Annotated in this window: 20 protein-coding genes, 1 tRNA gene and 1 pseudogene; 14 read left to right on the top strand and 8 right to left on the bottom strand. The window is 68.4% G+C overall.

The window, feature by feature from the left end; all coding sequences use genetic code 11:
- Nucleotides 1–20: 20 nt before the first annotated feature.
- A complete protein-coding gene (locus ABN273_RS32425) occupies nucleotides 21–1,508 on the bottom strand; it encodes a polysaccharide deacetylase family protein (RefSeq protein ID WP_349452875.1) in 1,488 nt (495 codons plus the stop codon).
- A 204-nt stretch (nucleotides 1,509–1,712) separates the two neighbouring features.
- On the opposite strand from ABN273_RS32425, the gene ABN273_RS32420 reads away from it, so the two are divergent.
- Genes ABN273_RS32420 through nuoH form a run of 4 tightly spaced genes read left to right on the top strand, consistent with a single transcriptional unit; the run spans nucleotide 1,713 to nucleotide 4,155 of the window.
- Nucleotides 1,713–2,084 carry an NADH-quinone oxidoreductase subunit A gene (locus tag ABN273_RS32420; RefSeq protein ID WP_344998413.1) on the top strand — a complete coding sequence of 124 codons (372 nt, stop codon included), beginning with the start codon at nucleotides 1,713–1,715 and terminating at the stop codon, nucleotides 2,082–2,084.
- A 46-nt stretch (nucleotides 2,085–2,130) separates the two neighbouring features.
- Nucleotides 2,131–2,670, top strand: a complete 540-nt coding sequence (locus ABN273_RS32415) for an NADH-quinone oxidoreductase subunit B (protein ID WP_502911164.1) — start codon at nucleotides 2,131–2,133, stop codon at nucleotides 2,668–2,670.
- Nucleotides 2,667–3,221, top strand: coding sequence for an NADH-quinone oxidoreductase subunit C (locus ABN273_RS32410; RefSeq protein WP_349452874.1), 555 nt, complete (start codon nucleotides 2,667–2,669; stop codon nucleotides 3,219–3,221). The genes ABN273_RS32415 and ABN273_RS32410 overlap by 4 nt, the downstream gene beginning before the upstream one ends.
- Entirely contained in the window at nucleotides 3,214–4,155 is a 942-nt protein-coding gene (gene nuoH / locus ABN273_RS32405; protein WP_349452873.1) for an NADH-quinone oxidoreductase subunit NuoH, read from the top strand. Before ABN273_RS32410 ends, nuoH begins: the two co-directional genes overlap by 8 nt.
- 21 nt (nucleotides 4,156–4,176) lie before the next feature.
- Here nuoH and ABN273_RS32400 read toward each other — a convergent pair whose 3' ends face one another.
- On the bottom strand, nucleotides 4,177–5,592 hold the full coding sequence (locus tag ABN273_RS32400; protein WP_349452872.1) for a serine/threonine-protein kinase: 1,416 nt from the start codon (nucleotides 5,590–5,592) through the stop codon (nucleotides 4,177–4,179).
- 208 nt (nucleotides 5,593–5,800) lie between these two features.
- Between ABN273_RS32400 and ABN273_RS32395 the strand changes: the two genes are divergently transcribed.
- From ABN273_RS32395 to ABN273_RS32360, 8 genes are all read left to right on the top strand, one after another.
- Nucleotides 5,801–7,324, top strand: coding sequence for a NuoI/complex I 23 kDa subunit family protein (locus ABN273_RS32395; protein WP_349452871.1), 1,524 nt, complete (start codon nucleotides 5,801–5,803; stop codon nucleotides 7,322–7,324).
- Nucleotides 7,321–8,208, top strand: coding sequence for an NADH-quinone oxidoreductase subunit J family protein (locus tag ABN273_RS32390; protein ID WP_349452870.1), 888 nt, complete (start codon nucleotides 7,321–7,323; stop codon nucleotides 8,206–8,208). Before ABN273_RS32395 ends, ABN273_RS32390 begins: the two co-directional genes overlap by 4 nt.
- Nucleotides 8,208–8,804, top strand: coding sequence for an NADH-quinone oxidoreductase subunit NuoK (nuoK, locus tag ABN273_RS59705; RefSeq protein WP_502911163.1), 597 nt, complete (start codon nucleotides 8,208–8,210; stop codon nucleotides 8,802–8,804). Before ABN273_RS32390 ends, nuoK begins: the two co-directional genes overlap by 1 nt.
- Nucleotides 8,801–10,780 (top strand): NADH-quinone oxidoreductase subunit 5 family protein, encoded by a 1,980-nt coding sequence (locus ABN273_RS32380; RefSeq protein ID WP_349452869.1) that lies wholly within the window; start codon nucleotides 8,801–8,803, stop codon nucleotides 10,778–10,780. The genes nuoK and ABN273_RS32380 overlap by 4 nt, the downstream gene beginning before the upstream one ends.
- The gene (locus tag ABN273_RS32375; protein WP_502911162.1) at nucleotides 10,777–12,642 is read left to right on the top strand and encodes a complex I subunit 4 family protein; all 1,866 of its coding nucleotides are present in this window, start codon (nucleotides 10,777–10,779) and stop codon (nucleotides 12,640–12,642) included. Before ABN273_RS32380 ends, ABN273_RS32375 begins: the two co-directional genes overlap by 4 nt.
- Nucleotides 12,639–14,315 (top strand): NADH-quinone oxidoreductase subunit N, encoded by a 1,677-nt coding sequence (locus tag ABN273_RS32370; RefSeq protein WP_349452868.1) that lies wholly within the window; start codon nucleotides 12,639–12,641, stop codon nucleotides 14,313–14,315. The genes ABN273_RS32375 and ABN273_RS32370 overlap by 4 nt, the downstream gene beginning before the upstream one ends.
- Nucleotides 14,316–14,512: 197 nt before the next feature.
- The gene (htpX, locus tag ABN273_RS32365; RefSeq protein ID WP_349452867.1) at nucleotides 14,513–15,364 is read left to right on the top strand and encodes a zinc metalloprotease HtpX; all 852 of its coding nucleotides are present in this window, start codon (nucleotides 14,513–14,515) and stop codon (nucleotides 15,362–15,364) included.
- Nucleotides 15,365–15,368: 4 nt separating this feature from the next.
- Nucleotides 15,369–16,853, top strand: a complete 1,485-nt coding sequence (locus ABN273_RS32360; RefSeq protein ID WP_349452866.1) for a hypothetical protein — start codon at nucleotides 15,369–15,371, stop codon at nucleotides 16,851–16,853.
- Here the strand turns inward: ABN273_RS32360 and ABN273_RS32355 are convergent.
- Entirely contained in the window at nucleotides 16,828–17,319 is a 492-nt protein-coding gene (locus ABN273_RS32355; RefSeq protein ID WP_349452865.1) for an NUDIX hydrolase, read from the bottom strand. The genes ABN273_RS32360 and ABN273_RS32355 overlap by 26 nt on opposite strands.
- 130 nt (nucleotides 17,320–17,449) lie before the next feature.
- Nucleotides 17,450–17,950, bottom strand: coding sequence for a YajQ family cyclic di-GMP-binding protein (locus tag ABN273_RS32350; protein ID WP_349452936.1), 501 nt, complete (start codon nucleotides 17,948–17,950; stop codon nucleotides 17,450–17,452).
- Nucleotides 17,951–18,222: 272 nt separating this feature from the next.
- On the opposite strand from ABN273_RS32350, the gene ABN273_RS32345 reads away from it, so the two are divergent.
- A tRNA-Tyr gene (locus tag ABN273_RS32345) sits at nucleotides 18,223–18,304 on the top strand.
- A 328-nt stretch (nucleotides 18,305–18,632) separates the two neighbouring features.
- Nucleotides 18,633–18,761 (top strand): annotated as a pseudogene (gene rpmE / locus ABN273_RS32340) (50S ribosomal protein L31); the annotation flags it as partial.
- A 182-nt stretch (nucleotides 18,762–18,943) separates the two neighbouring features.
- On the opposite strand, the gene ABN273_RS32335 reads toward rpmE, so the two are convergent.
- The 4 genes from ABN273_RS32335 to ABN273_RS32320 form a co-directional block, all read right to left on the bottom strand.
- Entirely contained in the window at nucleotides 18,944–19,363 is a 420-nt protein-coding gene (locus tag ABN273_RS32335) for a DoxX family protein (protein ID WP_349452864.1), read from the bottom strand.
- Between the two features lie 1,132 nt (nucleotides 19,364–20,495).
- Nucleotides 20,496–20,777: a hypothetical protein gene (locus ABN273_RS32330; protein ID WP_349452863.1), complete on the bottom strand. Its 282-nt coding sequence runs from the start codon at nucleotides 20,775–20,777 to the stop codon at nucleotides 20,496–20,498.
- Nucleotides 20,774–21,616 (bottom strand): NAD(P)H-binding protein, encoded by an 843-nt coding sequence (locus ABN273_RS32325; RefSeq protein ID WP_349452862.1) that lies wholly within the window; start codon nucleotides 21,614–21,616, stop codon nucleotides 20,774–20,776. The genes ABN273_RS32330 and ABN273_RS32325 overlap by 4 nt, the downstream gene beginning before the upstream one ends.
- 61 nt (nucleotides 21,617–21,677) lie before the next feature.
- Nucleotides 21,678–22,868 (bottom strand): epoxide hydrolase family protein, encoded by a 1,191-nt coding sequence (locus ABN273_RS32320; RefSeq protein ID WP_349452861.1) that lies wholly within the window; start codon nucleotides 22,866–22,868, stop codon nucleotides 21,678–21,680.
- Between the last annotated feature and the right edge of the window lie 38 nt (nucleotides 22,869–22,906).

The raw sequence follows: 22,906 nt of genomic DNA, 5'->3' as shown, positions 1-22,906 counted from the left end.
ACGTCCCCCCAACACGTGTCTTACGTCAGGGGCGGCTTACCCGGCAGGTCGTCCCCCGAGCTGTACAAGCGTCCGGCCTGCATCCCTGCCGAGCCGTACAGCTCAGGAACGGTGACGAAGCTGTAACCCTTCCCGCGCAGCCTTGCGAGGATGTCCGGAACCGCGTCAACGGATTCCCGGTGTATGTCGTGCATGAGAATGATCGCACCTGGATGCGCCTGACGCACGGCAAGGTCCACGATGTCGCTCGCTTTCTCTTCGAGCTGATCCCTGGCGTCGACATCCCAGCTGACCATCGCGATCCCCTCCTGGGCGGCGATGTCGCGCAGTTCCTGGCTCACGGCCCCGTACGGCGGCCGCATGAGCGTCGGTCTCTGCCCGATGGCGGCCTCGATCGCGTCCGCGGTGCGCCCGAGAGAGTCGGCGATCTTGCTGGTCGGCTGCTTCGAGAGGTCCTTGTGCGCCCAGCTGTTGTTGCCGATCAGGTGCCCTTCGGCGCTCATCCTTCTGAGCAGTTCAGGTTGAGCGGCGGCATTGACGCCGACCGTGAAGAACGTGGCCCTCGCCTGAGCGCTCCGCAGCACGTCGAGCAACCTCGCGGTGTAGGGGCCGGGCCCGTCGTCGAACGTCAACGCCACGCACTTGGCCTTGGCGCAGTCCACGGTCCCGGCCCGGTTGCTGACGGCCTGCGGGATGCTCGTGGGCGCCTTCGGGATGTGGTACGGCGCCCGCTCGTTCCCGCTCTCCTGAGCCTGCTCTTTGACGCTGTCCTGCGCCCGCCGCCCGAACCCGGACAGCAGCGGCCGTACCTGCCGCTCGGGGACCGCCACGGCCAGCCGTCCCAGCGGGCACGGCCCGATCTGGCAGTCGTCGAACTCGACCACGAGGTCCCCGGCCGGGTTGAAGGCCATCGAGTCGAACTCGTCGCCCCGCGCCGTCACCCCGTCCCGCTCGACCTGCGACCCGCGCGTCTTGAGCTGCTTGCGCACCAGCTCCGCGAGGCGGTTCAGGGCTTCTTTGCCGTCGAGCAGCCCGGTGGACTCCACGGCCTTGCCCTCATGAGGGTCGAACCAGTACGTACGGGTGGAGTTGCCCCAGCTCGCGCCCAGGAACATGCCGGTACGCAGCCGTACCGCGATCGCCTGGGGGGAGGCGGCGGCCAGCTGCCATTCCACGTTCAGCTCGGGCCGCGGGTAGGCGTGGGGGTCCTTGGCGCGCCCCTGGAATTCGCGCCACTGCCGCTCGGTCTGGACGCGTAGGGCTTCGTTGAGGGCGGGGGCGGCTTTGAGCTCGGGGTAGCTGATGTGCACGTATCGGCCGCCGGTGGTGCGGCCCTCGGTCAGCGTTCTGGTGGACAGGCCGGCGACGGACGCCGGGTCGACAAAGTCGATCATCGTCGGCTCTGCCGGAACCACGACGTTCCTCTCGGGGGAGGCGGCGGCCAGCCCGCAGCCGGTGGCCGAGAGGGCCAGCAGAGCGATTCCGGAGGAGAATCGCTTTTTGTGCATAGTTGTCAGGGTATGTTGTCGATCTTTCTGTTTACCTCGTCTTGACATGATCGCTCCCGAGGCTTTGGCTGCGTTGGGTAACGAGTCCGAGACGGCTTCCACTGCTTTGACCGTTTTTCGGCCCATCCCGCCCATAGCTTCCGGCCCTGGATCTGCCTCTGGAACCCCAGCCTCACCCCAGCTTCTTCGGGTTACCATCTCGGTATGGACGGCTATTTCGGGTCGTATGTGCTCGTCGCCGCACTACTCGCCATAGGCGTCGCCATCGTGGCCGGAGCCCTGATGGCCAACCGCCTCCTCCGCCCGACCCGTCCGACCCCGGAGAAGCTGACCACGTACGAGTGCGGGGTCGACCCGGTGGGCGAGGGCTGGGCGCAGTCGCAGGTCCGCTACTACGTCTTCACGTACCTGTACGTGGTGTTCGCGGTGGACGCCGTCTTCCTGTTCCCCTGGGCCACGGTCTTCGACGCCCCCGGCTACGGGCTGACGACGCTCGTGGAGATGTTCGTCTTCCTGGGCTTCATCGCCCTGGGCATCCTGTACGCCTGGCGCAAGCGCGTTCTTACCTGGACCTAGCGCGCTTTTCTTTGCCTGACCTGCGATTCGCGCAAGAATGGACAGTATGGCAGCAACGGATCTCCCGATGCCCACGGTGGGCCCGATCTCCAGGTTGGCGCCCAAGCCGATGCGCTTCGTCCTCAACTGGGGCAGGCGCTATTCGCTTTGGGTGTTCAACTTCGGGCTGGCCTGCTGTGCCATTGAGTTCATCGCGACCTCGACGAGCAGGCACGACTTCATCAGGTTCGGCGTGATCCCGTTCGCGAACGGCCCGCGCCAGGCCGACCTGATGATCGTCTCGGGCACGGTAACCGACAAGATGGCCCCGGCTGTGAAGCGCCTTTACGAGCAGATGCCCGACCCGAAGTACGTCATCTCGTTCGGCGCCTGCTCCAACACCGGCGGCCCGTACTGGGACTCCTATTGTGTGACCAACGGGGTTGACCAGATCATCCCGGTCGACGTCTATGTGCCCGGCTGCCCGCCCCGGCCCGAGGCGCTCCTCTACGGCATCACCAAGCTCCAGGAGAAGATCGCCGGGGAGAAGCTCAGTGACCGCTACGTGTGGTCCCGCTCCCACGGGTCCTTCGAGGAGGAGGCGTGACCGCCGACCTCCAGCAGCTTTCTGAGCGGTTCGGCGGCGATCGCGTCGAGATCTCGGAGTCGTACGGCGACACCACGGTCGACGTGGCCCCCGGCGACTGGATCGAGCTCCTGACCTACGTCAGGGACGGCCTCGGCTACGCGTTCTTCGACTGGCTGACCGGCGTCGACGACCCACCGGACGCCTTCCTCGTCGTGGCCCACGTCTACAACCCGACCGCCGGCGAACGCCTGCTGCTCCGCACCCGCGTCCCCCGCGAGGACCCGCACCTCGCCAGCGCGGTAGGCGTCTACCGGGGCGCGAACTGGCACGAGCGCGAGACGTACGAGATGTTCGGCGTGATCTTCGACGACCACCCCAACCTCATGCCGCTCCTGCTGCCCGACGGCTTCGAGGGCCACCCGCTCCGCAAGGATTTCATCCTGGCCGCCCGCGTGGCCAAGCCGTGGCCCGGCGCCAAGGAGCCCGGCGAATCGGGACACGGCGCCCCGAGCCGCCGCAAGACGCTTCCACCAGGAGTCCCACCCGACTGGGGGCCGCCCGATGCTTGACGTGGTGCTGAGCTTCGTCGTCATTCTCATCGTGTTCCTGGTGCTGCCACTGATCGTCGGGCAGACCGAGCACAAGGTCATGGCGCACATGCAGTCACGGCTGGGCCCCATGTACGCCGGTGGTTTCCACGGCTGGGCGCAGCTCATCGCCGATGGCGTCAAGTTCATGCAGAAAGAGGACGTCATCCCGGCCGCGGCCGACCGCCGCATCTTCATGATCGCCCCCGGCGTGGCGCTCGTCCCGTACCTGGTCGTGCTGATCGTCATCCCCATCGACCGCGGCCGCGTCGCCGTCGACCTCGACCTCGGCCTCTTCTTCGTCCTCGCCGTCATGGGCGTCGGCGTCCTCGGCTCGATCATGGCCGGCTGGGCTTCGGCCAACAAATACTCGGTGCTGGGCGGCATGCGTTCGGCTGCCCAGCTCATGTCGTACGAGCTGCCGCTCGTGCTGGCGGCCTCCTCCGTCGCGATGGCCGCGGGCACGCTGTCGATCCCCGCCATCGTCGAGGCGTGGCAGTGGTGGTGGCTGCCGTGGCAGGCGGTCGGCGGCGTCGTCTTCTTCCTGGCCGGGCTGGCTGAGCTGCGCCGTCCTCCGTTCGACATGCCGATCGCCGAGTCCGAGATCATCATGGGCCCGATGACGGAGTACACAGGCATGCGCTTCGCGCTGTTCATGCTCTCCGAGTACGCCGGGATCGTGGTCCTGTCGTTCCTGACCACCGTCCTGTTCCTGGGCGGCTGGCACGGCCCGTTCCTCCCGGGCTGGCTGTGGACGCTGATCAAGGTCTTCCTGCTGTCGTTCGTCGTGATCTGGCTGCGCGTCACGTACCCCCGGCTCCGCGAGGATCAGCTCCAGAAACTCGCCTGGGCCGTCCTGGTCCCCCTGGCCCTGGCCCAACTGGCGCTGACCGGCGTCATCAAGGTCCTCATCTAGGACCCCGGGCAACTGCCGGCCTCAATGCACGATCGCCAGCATCACGTCAGAAGCCGAAGGCCGATCGTCGGGACGCTTGTTCAGGCATGTCCCCACAACTCCCCGCAGCGCAGGCGGCAAGGGCGATAAGTCCGGATGAAAGGTGAGCACCCGGTTGAACACGGCAGGCACAGTGTCCTCCCCGAACGCCGGTCGCCCCGTAGCCGCGAACATGATCGTCACAGCCCAGCTGAACACATCGGAAGCCGGCCCCACCGCCTCGCCGGTCAACTGCTCCGGCGACATGTACGGCGGCGTCCCGACCATCTTCCCCGACGTCATCATCGTCACCTGATCGAGCGCTCGGGCGATCCCGAAGTCGATCACCCGGGGCCCGTCGTTCCCGATCAGCACATTGCTCGGCTTGAAGTCACGATGCACGATCCCCGCCTTGTGGATGGCCGCCAGCGCCCCGGCTGTGGATAACGCCAGCCGAGTAAGGCTGTCCTCATCGCGCGGCCCCTGCTTCCTGACGAGCTGCTCCAGCGAGGGCCCCTCCACGTACTCGCTGACGATGTAGGCATGCTGGCCGGAGATGTTCACGTCGAGGACGCGGGCTGTGGAGAACGTCGCCACCCGCCGAGCCACGTCCACCTCCCGCGCGAACCTCGCCCGCGCCGTCTCGTCGACGAGATCGTGCAGCACCTTCACCGCCACCCGCGCCCCGTTGGGCGCCGCAGCCAGGTAGACCGCCCCCTGGCCTCCGCGTCCGAGCGACTGGAGCACCCGATAGTGCCCGATCCACTCAGGCTCCCCGGGACGCCGCTGCTGGCGGGACCCCTGCTCCGCGGACGCGGGGTCCCCAGAACGCCGCCGATGGGACTCCAGCTCTCCGGGCCGCCGCCGATAGGACTCAGCCTGCCCAGACCGCCGCGGATGGGGCTCAGGCTGCCCAGGCTGCCGCGGATGGGACTCAGCCTGCCCAGATCGCCGCGAACGGGATGCAGGATCTGCAGGATGCCGCTCGTAGGCCTCGAACTCCCGATGACGCTGCTGGTAGGAGGGTGACGTGGTCCGCTGATGCAGATCGATGTGCGGCTGATGCGCCGGCGCCCGCAGAATCGCCCAACGCGGCGCCCGCGCCATGGCGGGCACCAGGATCCCCGAGTGGATGACCCCGCCGATCCAGCTGATCAACAGCCCGAGCGAGACCAGCGCGGACAGCGGCTGAGGAATGTCCTCGAAGTCGGCGTACGCCAGCGCCGAGATCACGAACGATCCGATGGAGACCAGATAAACGGAAGCCGCGAAGACCTGCCAGATGCTCCGCAGCCAGAACGCCGCGAACCCGATGGTGAACGGGGTCGCCAGCCCGCACGTGAACAGGGGCAGGCAGGCCCACACGACGGCGGCCGCCCACGCCCCGCCCCCGGGACGGACCTGATGGCTCTGCTGCATGGCCGAGAGACTATCGCCCCGCAGCGGTTCATACCGGGCATGCACACAGCTTGTGGATAACCCCCCGCTAACCTGTGGATGACTGTGGAAAAACTGGGGACAACGCCCCCACTCGTTCACCTGGGAGGCGAGTTGGGTCATGATGTTGAACATGGCGCGGATACCGGGAGTCGGACTGGCAAAGGGGCTGTCCATCACCCTTCGCCATATGCTGCGTAAATCAGTGACGCAGCAGTATCCCGAGGTGCAGCCTGCCCTCCCGCCGCGCAGCCGCGGCGTCATCGCCCTGGTCGAGGAGAACTGCACCTCCTGCATGCTCTGTGCCCGAGAGTGCCCCGACTGGTGCATTTACATCGATTCCCACAAGGAGACGATCCCGGCCCCCGAGGGCGGCCGCCCCCGCCAGCGCAACGTCCTCGACCGCTTCGCCATCGACTTCTCCCTGTGCATGTACTGCGGCATCTGCATCGAGGTGTGCCCCTTCGACGCCCTGTTCTGGTCGCCGGAGTTCGAGTACGCGGAGGGCGACATCCGCAACCTCATCCACGAAAAGGACAAGCTGGCCACCTGGACCGAGACGGTCCCTCTGCCTCCGGCCCACGACCCAGGCGCCGAACCCCCCAAAGAGCTCACCGCCGCCCCCCGCCGCCCCGCGACGGCCCGCACGCCGGGAGCAGCCAGGCCCACCCCGCCTTCGGGTACGGCAGACCGCCCCTCCACAAAGCGCACCCAAGAGCCGAGCACTCCACGAGCCACAACCACCAAGGAAGAACCGACACCCAAAGCACCGCAGACCCCACCAGGACCACCGGACGCGCGGCCCACCCAGGGCACTCCGGCCCCGGAAGGGACGTCTGGCACGTGGCCCGCCGAAGGCACTTTGGGCACTCTTCCCCCGGAGGAGACGTCTGGCACACGGCCCACTCAAGGCACTTCGGGCGCGCAGCCCGCCGAGGGCGTTTCGGACACCGAGCCCACAGATACTCCGGACACGAAGCTCGCGGCGGGCACCACGGAGGCGATGCCCAAGCCCGGCGCCTCACCGGCGGAGCCCGGTGCCCAGGACGCGGGGCCCACGGCAAGCGCCCCTGAACCGGGTCCTGCCACCCCGTCACGTGCCCAGCGCGGCGTCGGACGTCCACGCCGACCGATGCAGAACGTACGGGGTATCCGCCCTCCGGGCGCCCTCCCGTCCCGTGCTCAGGACGAGACCTCCGCCTCCTCCGCCGAGGGCCAACCGCTCAGCGGCCCCGCCACGCCAGGCGAGACGAACGCCGGCGCCCCCGCAGAGGCCGAGCCGAACCCGACCCTTCCTGCGGAGGACGGCCAACCGACAACTACCTCCTCTACGGAGGACGATCAGACGGCCGCGACCTCCTCTGGGGAGGACGGCGAGTCGACGGCGACCTCCTCTGGGGCGGACGGGGAGACGACGGCGGCCTCCACCGGGACGGACAACGAGTCGACGACCGGTTCGGCTTCCACGGAGAAGGGCGCGCCGACCGCTAACCCTTCCGCCGACCAACCACCCCAGGGCTCGTCTCCATCCACAGGCCAGCCCTCCTCAGAAAAGTTGTCCACAGCCTCGGGCGTACCGCAACCGAAGCCCGATCCGGAGCAGCAAACTTCTGCCACGAGCCCCCGCAGGCGCAGGATGGCCGATCCACGGTCCATCCGACCACCTGGGCGGCTCGGTCCTGACGAGACAAGGGAGTCCGAGGAGGAGTCGTGACCGAGGCAGTGCCCTCCTACCTGTCACCCACCGGGCAAGAGATCGTCTTCTTGCTGCTGGGCGCGGTAGCGGTTGGATCGGCGCTGCTTGTCGTCACGACCAAACAACTCGTCCACGCCGCCCTCTGGCTCGTGGTCTGCTTCGGCGCCCTTGCGGGCGGCTATCTCGTTCTCACCGCCGAGTTCGTGGCCTGGGTCCAGGTGCTGATCTACGTAGGCGCGGTGGTGGTGCTGATGCTGTTCGGCATCATGCTCACCCGCGCCCCCATCGGCCGGTCCGCTGACCTCGACAGCGGCAACCGCCCTGTCTCAGCCCTGGTTGCGGCGGCAACGGCAGCGATCCTCGTCACCGTGGTGATCGACGGGTTCCGTACGGCGTACACACCGCTGCGCCCCGGCTCAGGTGCCGCGAAAGAGCTGGGCGCCAGCGTGTTCGCCACCTGGGTGCTGCCGTTCGAGGCGCTGTCGGTGCTCCTGCTGGCCGCCCTGATCGGCGCCATCGTGCTGTCCCGCACCGACATCCCCGGAGGCTCCCCACCAGACCGGACCGGCGGCGACCCGCCAGGTGACCAGACAGGAGCAACCCCGTCGTCACCCGCCGAGCCGAGGCAACGCCCAACAGCCGGCCAAACCGACGACAACACGGCCTCCGCCCGCGACCGGACAGTGAGCCCTGACTCGACAGTGAGCCCTGACCGGACAGCGAGCCCTGACCGGACAGCGAGCCGCGAGCGGACAGTGAGCACGTCACCGTCCGCTCGCACTCAGGACGACCCATCCCCACACCAGACGAGGGCGACGTCGCCGTCTCCCAGCACCCGGGACAACGCGGTGCCCGACCCGACCGGGGGTAATCCGCCGCCCGATCAGACCGGGGGTCATTAGTGCACATCGTCTACCCGGCGGTCGTCTCCGCGCTTCTCTTCTCTGTCGGCGTCTACGGCGTGCTCGCCCGGCGCAACACGATCCTCGTGCTGATGTCGGTCGAGCTCATGCTCAACGCCGTCAACCTCAACCTGGTCGCGTTCGACGTGTGGCTGGGCGACCGCCTGCACAGCGGCCAGGTCCTCACCCTCTTCGTCATCGTCATAGCGGCCGCCGAAGTGGGCCTGGGCCTTGCGATCGTGCTGGCGCTCTACCGCAACCGCCGCACCGTCGACATCGACCAGCTCCGCGACCTGGCCGAACCCCCCGACGAGCCCTCAAGCACGCCGGCGCCCACGGGCACGCCCGACGACGAGCCCGCAGGCGCCTCTTCGCCCCCTCCGACGGCACCGGTCCGCAGCAACCCCGACGCCCCAGAGCGTGCGTCGGAGCCCGCGGGACCGCTCAACGATGCGGGCGAGCCGGTCGAGGGCCGTCCAAGCGCCACTGGCGGGCGCAACGAGCACCGCCACGACCCAACAGACCCGTCAGAACGGGCGCAGAGCGAAGGTGGCCGCGGCGGCGAGCAGCCGGTCAAGCGAGGTGGCGCGCTATGACGACATTCCCGCTCATCGCCGTGCTCCTGCCCTTCGTGGCCGCAGCCGCGGGCCTGCTGCTCTCCCGCTGGCCCCACCAGCGTCCCGCCGGCCCCACCCGCGAAGAGGCCGCCGAAACACCCGAACCAACGCCCGCAACATCCCACCCGTCCAAGCCCGAGCCCGCCGAGACAGCAGTGGGCGAGCGGGCCAACACCAGGGCGGCCTGGATCGCCGTCCTCCCGACGGCCGTCTCATCGGTCGTGGCCGCCTGGCTCGCCTGGGGCCCGGGCTTCGCCTTCCTCCACGGCGTCACCACCTCCCCACCCACAGGCCAGACGTACGGCACGATCGTCACCGGCGGCATCCCGATCACGCTCACCCTCCAGGCCGACAACCTGTCGAGCATCCTCGGCGTCCTGGTGACCCTCGTCGCCCTGGCCGTACAGATCTACTCGGTCGGCTATCTCAAAGACGACCCGCGTTACCCGTCCTACAGCGCGTTCATCAGCCTGTTCACCAGTGCCATGCTCCTGGTCGTCTACGCGGGCGACCTCCTCGTCCTCTACGTGGGCTGGGAGATCATGGGGCTCTGCTCGTACCTCCTCATCGGCCACTGGTGGGAAGACCGGGGCAATTCGCGCGCGGCGATCAAGGCGTTCCTCGTCACCCGCCTGGGCGACGTCGGCTTCCTCTTCGGCATCTTCGTACTCGGCCTGGCAGCGGACAGCTTCCGCATCAGCGACGTGCTGGGGAAGGTGCCGGAAATGTCCACGGCCACGCTCGTGACCGCCACGATGCTCCTCCTGGCCGGGGTGGCCGGCAAGAGCGCGCAGGTCCCGCTGCACACGTGGCTCCCCGACGCGATGGCGGGCCCGACGCCGATCAGCGCCTTGATCCATGCCGCCACCATGGTCGCCGCCGGGATCTTCATCGTGGCCAGGCTGTTCCCGGCGTTCCTCGTCGCCCGGCCCACGCTCGACGTGCTCGCCGTCATAGCCGCCCTCGGCATGCTGGGCGCCGCCCTGGCCGCGCTGGCCCAGGACGACCTGAAACGCGTGCTCGCCTACTCCACGATCAGCCAGCTCGCGTACATGGCGGGCAGCCTGGCCGCGGGCTCCGACACGGCGGCCATCTTCCACCTGCTGACTCACGGCGCGTTCAAGGCCCTGCTGTTCCTGTGCGCGGGCGCGGTGATCCACCACGTCGGGTCCAACCTGATGACCCAGATGGGCGGCCTGCGCCGCGAACTCCCGGTGACGTTCGTGACGATGACGATAGGTTTCGCCGCATTGATGGGCATCCCTCCGGCCAGTGGCTTCTTCAGCAAGGACGGCATCCTGCTGGCCATGGACGGCGCCCTGTCCAACGGGAGCCTGACGGACGCGGCCGCCCTCCTTCTGTACGGGTGCGCGCTCGCGACCGTGGCCGTCACCGGCGCGTACGCCACGAGGGCGTGGCTACGCACGTTCTTCGGCGAGGCGCGGGCCGTGGCGCTCCCGGAGCCGGAGCCCGGCACGGCCCACGTCGTGGACGTCATCGAGGCCCCACGCACGATGCTCGTGCCCGTCATCCTCCTCGCCGTCCCCGCCCTGCTGCTGGGCTTCGCCGGAGAGGTGCACCTGGACCTCGGCGTGGCGGCCATCAGCGTCGTGCTGGCCGTGCTCGGCGCCGGGATCGTCTACACGTTCTGGCGCATCGACCCCATCGCCGACCCCGCCCGCCTGCTGGGGCCGCTGAGGGCGCCGTGCGAGCGGGCGTTCTACGTGGACGGCCTCTACGCCACGCTGTTCGTACGCCCGATCCTGGCGCTGTCCAGGCTCGTGGTCAGAACGGACGACGTGGTCGTGGACGGGGCGGTGCGCGGGTCGGGCAAGTCGGCGCGCGGGTTGTCCGGAGTGCTGCGACTGGCCCAGAACGGCAACGTCCAGCTCTACGTGAGCGGCGTGCTGGCCGGTGTCCTGCTGATCGCGGTGGGGGCGGTGGTGTTCGCATGATGGGCTGGCTTCCCGTCGCGCTGCTGGCCGTGCCGCTGCTCGGCGCGCTCCTGCTCCTCCTCGTCCCGCACAAGCTCCGCCCGGTGCTGCACACGTACGGGCTGGCCCTGTCCGGCCTCACCCTGGCGCTCGCCGTCCTGCTGGCGGCGACGTTCGACTACGGGCAGGGCGCGCGGCCGCAGTTCGAGGCGGACTGGCCGTGGATCCCGGGGCTGGCCCTGCGCTTCCACCTCGGCGTGGACGGGATCTCGCTGCCGCTGATCGCGCTGACGGCCCTGCTGACGTTCCTGTGCTTCGTCTACCTGTGCTGGGGCGGCGCGCGTAAGACGTTCGTGAGGGCGAGGCCGAGGGCGCTGGTGTTCACGCTGCTCGTGCTCGAAGTAGGCATGATCGGCACGTTCCTCGCCCTCGACCTGCTGCTCTTCTTCGTGTTCTTCGAGATCGTCCTCGTCCCGATGTACTTCTTGATCGGCATCTGGGGCGGCGAGGGGCGCAGGGCGGCGTCGATCAAGTTCATCCTGTACACGCTGCTCGGCTCGGTCATCATGCTCCTCGGCCTGCTACTCGTGTGGGTCCAGACCGGCACGTTCGACATCGAGGCGCTGAGCGCGGCCCATGGCGCCGGCATGCCCAGATCCGTGCAGGTTCTGGCGTTCGTGGCGATCGGCATCGGCCTCGCGGTGAAGACCCCCATGTGGCCGCTGCACACGTGGCTGCCCGACGCCCACACGGAGGCTCCCACCGTGGGCTCGGTGCTGCTCGCCGGGGTGCTGCTGAAGATGGGCACGTACGGCTTCGCCAGGATCGCCATCCCGATCCTTCCCGAGGGGGCGGCGGTGGTGGCGCCGTGGCTCGGGGCGTTCGCCGTGGTGGGCATCGTCTACGGAGCCCTCGCGTGCCTCGCCCAGCGCGACCTCAAACGCATGATCGCCTACTCGTCAGTCGGTCACATGGGCTTCGTCCTGCTGGGGTTCGCCACACTGACCCCGGTGGGCATCAACGGCGCCCTCTTCGCGAACGTCGCCCACGGCCTGATCACCGGCCTGCTGTTCTTCCTGGCCGGAGCCATCAAGGACCGCTACCACACCGCCGACATGCCTTCGCTGGGCGGCGGCATGCTCGCGACGCTGCCAAGGCTGGGGTCGGTGCTCACGTTCGCGGCGATCGCCTCGCTGGGGCTGCCGGGGCTGGCGGGGTTCTGGGGCGAGATGCTGGCGCTCTTCGGGGCGTTCCAACCGGCGAACGGGCTGCCGCGCGCGCTGTTCCTGACATACATGGTGATCGGGGGCCTGGGGGCGGTCCTGACGGCCGCGTACTTCGTCGTCATGCTGTCCCGCGTCACCCATGGCCGACCTCAGAGGGTCACCGGGGCGCCCGCCGGCGTGCGTACGTCTGGCGGAGGCGCGGACGAGGCGCCGTGGGAGGGCGTCACCCCTGACGAACGCCCCGTCGTACCGCTCGGCTCGCCGGAGAAACGCTCGGCGACGGCCACCTTGGAGCCAAGCCCGGCACCGCTGCCCACCAGCGACCAGAACGAGCCACCACCCGGCGCTGAGCCGTTGAGCGGTGGCGAGTCTCCGGGGGGCGACGCTGAGCCGTCGAGCGGCGGCGAACCTCCGGAGGGCGCTGAGCCGTTGAGCGGGGACGGGCCTCTGGGCGACGCCGGGTCAGCGGGTGGTGGCGCCCCGGTGGATGGCGCCCCGCTGGGCGGCGCGCGGCGGGTGGTCGATGACATCAGGAGCTACGAACTGCTGGCATGGACGCCGCTGGTGGCCCTGATCCTGCTCTTCGGGCTCTGGCCCGGGCTGCTCCTGTCGCTCACCACACCGGCCGTCCAGACCCTGCTGGGAGCCGTCTCATGATCCAGCAGATCGACTATTTCGTGATCGCGCCCCCGCTGGCGCTCGCCCTGGTGGCCGGGCTGGTGCTGGTGCTGGACGCGTTCCTCCCGGCTCGCCCCCGCACGAAGACCGTGCTGGCCCTGGTCACGCTGGCAGGTGTGCTGGTCTCCCTGGGCTTCGTCGTCACCCAGGCGATCAAGGGCGGCCGGCCGCAGTCGACCTTCTGCGTCCCGCCCGACCTCGCCGCGCCCGCCGGGCTGTGCTCGTTCGTGGCGGACCGGTTCACGCTGGTGTTCGCGGGCATGGTGCTCGTCGCGGCCGTGGTGATCGTACTGATGTCGATGACCGAGCTGGCGGCCGGCGGCATCCCGGTCGGAGAGTGGTACTTCCTGCTCCTCTGCACCCTCGTCGGCGCGGTGACGCTGCCCGCGTCCCGAGATTTGATCATGCTCGTGGTGGCGCTCGAACTGGTCTCGCTGCCGGTCTTCGCCCTCACCGCGATGAAGCGGTACGACGGCCGCTCGTCCGAGGCCGCCGTGAAGCTCTTCGTCGTGTCGGTCGTGTCGACCGCCGTCATGCTGTTCGGCGTGTCTCTCCTGTACGGCATATCCGGCACGGTCTACCTGTCCCGCCTGGCGGCCGTGCTCAGCGGCGACGCGCCGGCGCCCGGCGTCGCAGCGGGTACGGTGTGGGCGGGGGGCCCGGACCTGCCTGCCGTCGGCACGGTCGGCGTCGTTCTGGTGGTGGCGGGGTTCGCTTTCAAGATCGCCGCGGTGCCGTTCCACTCCTGGGCGGCCGACGTCTACCAGGGCGCTCCCGTCCCCGTGGCCGCTCTGCTTTCGGTCATCTCCAAGGCGGCCGGGTTCGCCGGGCTGATCCTCGTACTGGTCGCCGGACTGTCCGGACAGGCCGCCACCTGGGCGCCCATCGTGGGGATCATCGCCGCGCTGACCATGACCGCGGGCAACCTGCTCGCCATGCGCCAACGCTCCGCCGTACGCCTGCTGGCCTGGTCCTCCGTCGCGCAGTCCGGCTACATCCTGGCACCTCTGGCAGCAGCGGCCACCACACAAGGCGCCACATCAACCGCCGCTCTCCACGCGCCGGGCATCGCCACCGCACCTGCCACCGCCGCGTTCCAGGCCCCGGCCGTCGCCCCGGGGTCCACCACCGCGGTCACCTCGACCGTCCTCCCGGAGACCGTGGCGGCGGCGGGCGCGATCGGCGCCTCCATGGCCTACCTGATCATCTACGCCGCCATGAACCTCGGCGCGTTCGCGGTGGTCATGCTCGTCTCCAGGACCGCCACCCGCAACGAGCTCGACGACTACCGCGGCCTGGCGTTCCGGCGCCCGGCAGCAGGGCTTGCGCTGGCGTTCTGCCTGGTCTGCCTGGCAGGCCTCCCACCGGGCCTGGCCGGGCTCTTCGCGAAGGTGTTCGTCTTCCGCGAGATCGTCGAAGGCGGCTCAGGCTGGCTGGCACTGATCATGGCCGTCAACACCGTGATCGGCCTCTACTACTACGTCATCTGGGCGGCACGCCTCTTCACCCCGGCGGAAGGAACGGCAATCACCCAGCGCCACCCACTTCCGGCGACATGGCTGGCCATCGCTCTCGCCCTGGTGGCGGCCGTCCTGTTCTCGATCGCCCCACAACTGGTCCTGGACCTGACCTCCTTCTCGGCCTTCGGTTGAGGCCCCAGGCGCTCAAGCACTCAGCGCACAGCAGGAGAGAGCTCAAAGAGGCCCTGAGCAATGGAGAAAGCCAAGCTGGAAGGTCGCGCTGCGCCCCCGGTCGAGCACGGCGCGGTACGGGGGAGGGACAGTTGGGGAACGATGGACCGGGTCATCGTCGTTGGACCAGGTGAACCCAGACCACGAAGGGGGGAGCCTTGCACCACAACGGTCTGCGCACCGCCGTTCTGCTCGGCGGCCTGTCGGCGCTGATTGTCGCGGCGGGCGCGTGGTTGGGCGGCGGCGCCGGTGTGCGGATCGCTCTCGTGCTCGCCCTGGTGAGCAACGGAGTCGCCTACTTCTTCTCCGACCGCATCGCCCTGTCGGCCATGCGCGCCAGGCCGGTCAGCGAGGTCGAGCAGCCCACGCTCTACCGGATCGTCCGAGAGCTCTCCACCGAGGCACGCCAGCCGATGCCACGCCTGTACATCTCGCCGACGGTGCAGCCGAACGCGTTCGCGACGGGCAGAAGTCCTCGCCAGGCCGCGGTGTGCGTCACGTACGGCCTGACCCAGCTGCTCGACGAGGCCGAGCTGCGCGGAGTGATCGGGCACGAGCTGTCACACGTGTACAACCGGGACATCCTCGTCTCCTCTGTGGCCGGCGCGCTGGCCACAATGATCACCTGGCTCAGCTATGTGGCCGTGTTCTTCGGCGGTTCGGACGACGACGAGGGTCCGGGCTTCGTGGGTGCGCTGCTGATGATGCTGCTCGGACCGGTGGCGGCCGGGATGGTGCAGATGGCGATCTCCAGGACGAGGGAGTTCCAGGCCGACGAATCGGGCGCCAGGCTTACGGGTGACCCGCTCGCCCTGGCCTCGGCGCTCCGCAAGATCGAGATGGGTGCCCGCAGGCTTCCCCTTCCGGAGAACAGCCGCCTGACCTCCGCCTCCCACATGATGATCGCGAACCCGTTCAGCGGCTCCGGCTTCGGCCGCCTGTTCTCCACCCACCCGCCCACGTCCGAGCGGGTCGCCCGCCTCGAGCGCATGGCCGGCTACCGCCGCTGACCACATGCGCCGATTAACCAAGGCGGAGCGGAGGCTCTGGAACGCGTTCCCCACCGGCGAAACCGTCGAGCTGGGTCCATTCAAGATCGGAACCAGCCGCGCGGCCGGGGCCAACGCGCCCACGGACGGCCACACCTGGGGCCGCGAGCGCTCGATCAGGGCCGAGGTGATCGCCCAGCTGCTCCTCGGCGCCCGCGACACGGGCAGCGGCTCCGCCCCAGCGGTACGCCTGCGCGGCGCCAGGATCACCGGCCAGCTCGCGATCGTCGGCGGCACGATCCCGCACCAACTCAACCTGAGCGGCTGCCATCTGGACGAACCGATCCGTTTCACCGACTCAACCACCCGTACCGTGCGCCTGACCGACTGCCACCTCCCGGGTCTCAGCGGCGGCGGCATGCGGGTGGCCGGCCACCTCAGCCTCTCCGGCTCGAACATCACCGGCACCGTCCGCCTGAACCGGGCCCAGTTCGAGAGCGGCCTGTGGCTGGGCGGCACCAAGGTGGTGGCCGACGACGACGAAGACTGGGCGCTCTACGCGAACGCCGCCGTCGTGGACTCCGGCACTTACCTCCGCAACGCCGACTTCGCCGGAGGAATCGACCTGATCGGCTCCCGCCTCAACGGCGGACTCTTCCTGGAAGGCGCAACGCTCCGTAGCCCGGGCAAGGAAGCCCTCGCCGCCGACAACATGGTCGTTGAGGACATCATGCGCTGCACCGACGGATTTCAGGCCTTGGGCTGCATACGGTTACGCGGCGCGCGAATCAACGGGACACTCTCGCTCAACGGAATCGTACGAAGTCCGGACACCCGCTACGCCCTCCACGCGAGCCACATGGAGATCCGCGAGCTCTACCTCAAGCCCGCAAAGCCCATCGAAGGCGTTGTGACCCTCGCACACTCCACAGTCGGCACATTGCACGACGATCGAGCCACCTGGCCCGAGAAGCTACGCCTCAACGGCCTGACCTACCACCGTCTGCGCGGTTCGGGAGTAACCCAACGAATCGACTGGGTAAGGCGTGATCCGGAGGGGTTCAGGCCGCAGCCGTACGAGCAGCTGGCCGCCTGGTACCTCAGCGACGGCAACGACGCGCTCGCCCGCCGCACCCAGCTCGCCAAGCTCCGCGCCAGACGGCAGACGCAGGGGCTCGGGGGCCGGGCATGGGGGCGGCTGCTCGACGTCGCGGTCGGCTACGGCTACCGTCCCTGGCTGGCGGGCATGTGGTTCACGCTGCTGCTGACGCTCGGAACCATCGTCTTCGGCCTCAACCCGCCCAGAGCGCTCAAACCCTCCGAGAGCCCCGATTTCAACGCCTTCGCCTACACCTTTGACCTTCTGCTCCCGATCCCCGCATTTGGGCAACGAGAGCTGTTCGACCCGGGCGGATGGACGCAGTGGCTCGCGTACGGACTGGTCGTTTCCGGGTGGATCCTGGCGACGGCCCTCATAGCGGGCGCTACGCGGATCCTTCGCCCTCAGTGACCGAGGAAGCCGCGATGATCCGACGCAGGATCGACGCGAGATCTTCGGGATAGCAGATCTCCTCGGTGCTCTCGAGCTCCGCCACGCTCCACCACCGGTAGGCCGTCGTCGTGTCCTTCTCGATCTGCTCCATGTGATCGAACGACACGACCGCGCCGTCGCCCACCCGGATCGCGAAGAACGTCTGCTCCTGCGTGACGGCGTACTGGGCCCAGGAGAACTCGGTCACACTGTTGTCGTACGGGCCGCTGAACTCGTCAGCATCCGCCCTGATCCCGACCTCCTCGAACAGCTCGCGCGCCGCCGCCTCCTGCAGCGTCTCGCCGTCCTCCGTGGCCCCGCCGATCGTGAACCAGAACGGTTCATCCGGCCTCGCCGGATCAAAGCCATGAAGCAGGAGAACCCGATCTTGCTCATCAACGGGCAGGGCACGTGCCGTAAAGCGGCGCAGGGGGATCTTCGTCACGATTACCGAGCTTACGGTCGAGATGCGGCACGCCGAGGCACCGGCAAGCGGCGTCGCCCGCGTTTCGTGGACAACGCGCCCGACCTCGTGCCCCTGGCGTGCCCCGCACTCGGCTCCGGCTCCATGCCGGTCAGCGGTAGTTCACAAACTGGAGGGCGATGTCCAGATCCTTGCCCTTCAGCAGCGAAATGACTTCCTGAAGGTCGTCCTTCTTCTTCGAGCTGACCCGAAGCTCCTCGCCCTGAATCTGCGCCTTGATCCCCTTCGGCCCCTCGTCACGGATCATCTTGGAGATCTTCTTGGCGTGCTCCTGGTCGATGCCCTCCTTCAGGCTGACCAGCATGCGGTATTCCTTGCCCGACAGCTTGGGCTCGCCCGCGTCCAGGATCTTCAGCGACAGTCCCCGCTTGACCACCTTCTCCTTGAGCACGTCGAGCACGGCATTCGCCCGCTCCTCACTGTTCGCCTTGATCTCGATATTGTCCTGCCCAGACCAACCGATCGCGGCCCCGGTCCCCTTGAAGTCGAAGCGGTGCCCGATCTCCTTGACCGTCTGGTTGAGGGCGTTGTCGACCTCTTGACGGTCGATCTTGCTGACGATGTCGAAAGATGAATCGGCCAAAACACCCATCCTCTCAGCTGCGAAAGCACTACCCGGACCCCGCTTTCCCGCCGTACGCGAAAGGCGAAGGGCCCAGCGACCGAGCCTAGCCAGCATCGGCCCGCCGTGCAGGACACCGCCCCTTGTGCGGAGGACCATCCAGCTTTGCACCCTCCACGCCCACGGCACCTCCACCATTTCGGCACGGCCCGTACCGTGGATCCGGCTCAGGACAAACCGGTGTCACGTACACCTCGGAAGTCCGCTATCCTTCTGTGTGTCGCCGCGAGAGCGGATGACAAGGCAGGTTGCCCGAGTGGCCAAAGGGAGCGGTCTGTAAAACCGTCGGCTCAGCCTACGCAAGTTCGAACCTTGCACCTGCCACACCAGCGGGAAGAGGCCCGTCACCAACGGAAACGCGGTGACGGGCCTCTCGCGTTGTGTCCGGCGGTCTACGGCTCACACTGGTCCGCTACGGGTGGCTGCGCTGAATACGCGCTGAAGATCATCGGTCATGGCTGAGGGAGCCCGGCGGCTCCGGTGGCGGAGTCCGTGGGAGTGCCGTCTCGATGCGCCGCATGGCCTCAGCCTGTCCGCCGGAGATGCACTTGGCGTAGACCCGTAGCAGTACCTCGACGCTGTGGCCGGCCCATGCGGCGACCTGGGGCGGGTTCACGCCGGCGTTGAGCCACGCGGAGACGCACGCATGGTCGTGATGTGGATGGATGGACCAGATAGAGCCGTCGTATCTGCTGGCCATCCCTTCTACGCCGGGCGCAGCCGCGTCCTGGACACCGCCGGTCGCGTCGAGCGGTTCCACCAGCGTTACGGGAGGGCCTGATGTCCGCGCACTGTCAGCTCACCGGCAGAGCAAGATCGCCGCGAACGAGCGGCGCAAGGCCGTGGTATAGCACTACGCCGCGCGGCGGGCCGAGCTGAAGGAGATCATCCGCACCGGCACACCGCAGGAGCGGGCGGCAGCTGCTCGTGCCCCGGTGCCTGGTCCGCGCCTACCAGCGGGGTTCATTTCCTGTCTTCTGCGAGGGCTCGCGACGGCGTCAGCAGTGTGGACAGTGCCCAGCGGCCGGGGCCGAGTACGGCGATGAGCAGGAAACCCCAGCAGAAGAGCGCGGCCTTCTCGCCGCCGTTCTCGATCGGGAACAACGCCTGCGGCTGGTGGACAATGAAGTAGGCGTAGGCCATGGTGCCCGAGCAGATGACGGCGGCGGCGCGGGCGCCCAATCCGAGCAGGACGAGGACGCCGCCGATCAGCTCGATGACGGCGGCCCACCATCCGGGCCATTGTCCGAAGCTGGGCGCCTGGCCCTGCGGACCTCCCAGCACGTTGAAGAGTGTCGCCGCGCCGTGGCAGGCGAACAACAGGCCTATCACGAACCGGTACAGGGCCAGAAAGAGGTCCCGATTCTTGGTCAAGATATCCACCGCACTGCCCTCTCAGGAATGGGCCGAAGGATATGGGAGCGCTCCCAAGCAGGTTCTTCATCCCTGTTGACTCTGTCAACGCCGCCCTGTTTTCGAGGAGCGTTCCAAAACGCGCGACATGGCCCAACGCCGGATGAGAAAATGTGCAGGTTCATGAAATTTTCATCATCTGCGGCGCGGACTATCATTTGGCTCACGCGCCGCCGGGCGTCGAAGGCAACTCGTCATTCTCACGAGTTCCTGGGGCCGGACGAACGCCCGCTGCCGGGCTCTCAGCGCGTGATCACGGCCAATGCGCGGCCACGTTGCGGCGGTCCGGGGAAAATCCCCAGGCCAACGCGTGATCGCGACGGGACTGTAAAACCGTCGGCTCAGCCTACGCAAGTTCGAACCTTGCACCTGCCACGCCAGCGGGAAGAGACCCGTCACCAGCGGAAACGCGGTGACGGGTCTCTCGCGTTGTGTCCGGCTGTCTACGGTGGTGACCGGGTGTTCTACGGTTACTCACGGCCAATACGCGGCCAAGTTTTGATGCTGGCCACGTCCCCCTGTCAACGGCCACTTTTACATGGCCACGGACACCCCCGTGATCCGCAAGGCCTCACCCATTGGCCGTAGATTCACTGGGCGCAGATACGCAGGTGGGGCGGAGACGGTGTGTCCGGCTCACCCGGCATTCTGGGTGTGGGAATCCCTGAGCTGCCGAGAACCAGGAAGATGCAGGCGAGAAGGGTCTTCGGAGTAATCCGGGGGCCCTTTCTCATGTCTGGAAGTCGATGGGAGCTAATCGGGGAGCCATCTCACTCGGACTCTCTACCCGTGTCGGCCGTTGCTGGGCGAACCGCTGCCGATCGAACTGGCCAACGCCACCTACGCGGTACGGGGCCGACTCGTCGACGGACTGCAGACGGTGGAGCACGTGGCTGCCTGGTTCCGGGACAACCGCACCCGCTTCGCCTCGCCCTTCGACGACCAGGACCTGCTGTCCGTGACCGAGCACAACCTGGCAGCCACACGGGCCCTCACGGTCGAGCGCAGGCTGCGCCCATGGCCGCAACGAGCGGTAGTCCGCCGTGGTGACCAGGTGGATGGTGCTGCGCATCAGCGCGACCCCGCACCAGGCGGCGCTCGGTCAGCGCGTCCGCCAGGTCGGCGGTGCCGCCAGGTCGGCGGTGCCGAACTTCCGCAACCTGCTCCAGAGCCCGAAGTAGGGCGCGTACGGCGCCTGCGCCTGCATGCTGACCAGCCGGGTGACCGCCTCCTCGGCGGTCGCGTCGGCCCGTTCAAGCAGCCACTGTCGGGCCGGCAGAGCTCGTCCTGGCTCCCGTCGCCTCAGCGCCTGTGCCACCGTGCCGTCCTTCCGTCCATACGGCAGCGCAGGGGCGGCGGATGCCGCCCCTGCCTCGTTGATCATCCGCCGAAGTCGGCCCGGTGATCCGCGGCCCACCGGGCGTAGGTGCGCGCGGGGTGGCCTGTGATCTGTTCGATGACGTTGTTGACCGGTGCGGGCTTGCCGACCGCCTGCGCCATGAGACCGAACAGCGCCGCCAGAAACTCAGGGTCCATGAACCGGCTCATCTGCGCCAGCACCGGCTCCGGGTCGAGGTCCTCGACGGTGAGCGGGCGCCCCAGCATCTCGCCGAGGATGCGGACCTGCTGTGCCTGGGTCAGCGACTCCGGGCCGGTCAGGTCGTATGCCTGCTTCGCGTGCCCGCCGCCGATCAACATCCGCGCGACCACCTCGGCGACGTCCCTCTCGTGCACGGCGCTGAAGGCCGCTTCGGCGTACGGCGCGCGAATGACGTCACCGCCCTGGAGCTGCATGGCGAACGTCAACGAGTTGATGGCGGGGAACAGTAGCCGCAGGAACGTCCACTCGATCCCGGACGCCTCGATGGCCCGCTCGACATCGCGGTGGTACTGGGCGATCGCGTCGGGCTGCCGCTCGGCGCCTGGGACGACCGCCCCCGAGGACAGGAACACCAGCCGCCGCACCCCGGCCTGGCCCGCGGCCGCCAGCAGCGGAGCGACATCCATCCCGTACTGCAGAACCAGGAAGGCGGCCTCGACGCCGGCCAGTGCCGCCGGCAGCGTCTCGGGCTTGGTCAGATCGCCCCGGACGACGTCGACTTCCTCCGGGAGCCCGGCCCTTTCCGGAGTACGGGTCAGCGCCCGCACCGGCGCACCCGCGGCAACCAGCTCCTCTACCGCCTGACGTCCGAAGTGAGCCGTGGCACCGATGACGAGATACATGAGTGTTTCCTTTCGCGCGAAGACGTGGGGGGTGAGGGGGGCCGCCGAAAACCGGCGGCGGTCAGCGAACCTTGCGGAAGAACTGCCGGATGTTGTGGACGAGCAGATCGGGGGCGTCGTGAGCGGCGAAGTGGCTGCCCCGGTCATAAACGTTCCAGGAGAGGATGTTCTTGTGGTCGCGGTCGGCGAACGTCCGGATCGACTGAAAGTCCCAGGCGAAATTGGCCAGGCCGAGGGGCACGGTGGTCGGCTCGGGCACGGAGGTGCCCCGGCCGTTCGACTTCTGCTGTACAGGGGCCGCCGCCGCGTCCTCGTAGTAGAACCGGGCGGCTGAAGCGGCCGTGTTGGTCAGCCAGTAGATCATCACGTTCGTGAGCACGAAATCCGGGTCGAGCGAAGCGCCGAGCAGTTGCGCGTGCCAGCCCAGCAGGCCGGCCGGTGAGTCGGCCAGTGCGTGCGCCAGATTCTGCGGCTCGGTGGACTGGAGCTTGTCATACGCGCCCCGGTTCTGGGTGAACCACTCGGCGAACGCGAGCTTTCCGCGCTCCTCCTCAGACAGACTGGCCGATTCGGCGGGGTCGCCCGACGGGAACGAGAAGACCTGCGTCACGTGCACACCACAGACGTGCCCGGGGTCAACCCGGCCCACCTCGGGCGAGATCAGCGATCCGCCGTCGTTGCCGGCCGCGCCGTATCGGCCGTACCCGAGCCGGCGCATCAGCTCGGCCCAGGCCCGGGCCACCCGGTACCGATTCCAGCCGCGCTCCCGGGTCGGCCCGGAGAAGCCGAAGCCTGGAACCGACGGAATGACCAGATGGAACGCGTCCGCCGGGTCGCCGCCGTGCGCCCGCGGGTCGGTGAGCGGGCCGATCACGTCCAGCCACTCGACCACCGAGGTCGGCCAGCCGTGGGTCAGGATCAGTGGCGTCGCGTCCGGCTCCGGCGACAGCACGTGCAGGAAGTGGATGTTCTGGCCGTCGATCTCAGTGGTGAACTGCGGGTAAGCGTTCAGCTTCGCCTCCCAGGCCCGCCAGTCGTACCCGGTGCGCCACCGCTCGACCAGTTGCTTGACGTAGCCCACCGGGACGCCGTACTCCCAACCGGGCGGCACCGGGCCGGCCGGCGCCGACTCGCTCGCGGGCAGCTCCTCCGCCCACCGAGTCCGGGCCAGCCTCTGCTGTAGATCGTCGAGCTCGGCCTGAGGGATGTCGATCCGGAACGGGGCAATCGTGCTGTCGTTCGTCATGGCCATCAGCGTAGGAACCAATTAGGTAAGAGCCGTTCCTAATG

It is taken from the genome of Nonomuraea sp. B19D2 (assembly GCF_040137845.1).
Lineage (GTDB): Bacteria > Actinomycetota > Actinomycetes > Streptosporangiales > Streptosporangiaceae > Nonomuraea.
Note: the sequence above shows the minus strand (reverse complement) of the source record. Positions and strands in the feature narration are given on the sequence as shown.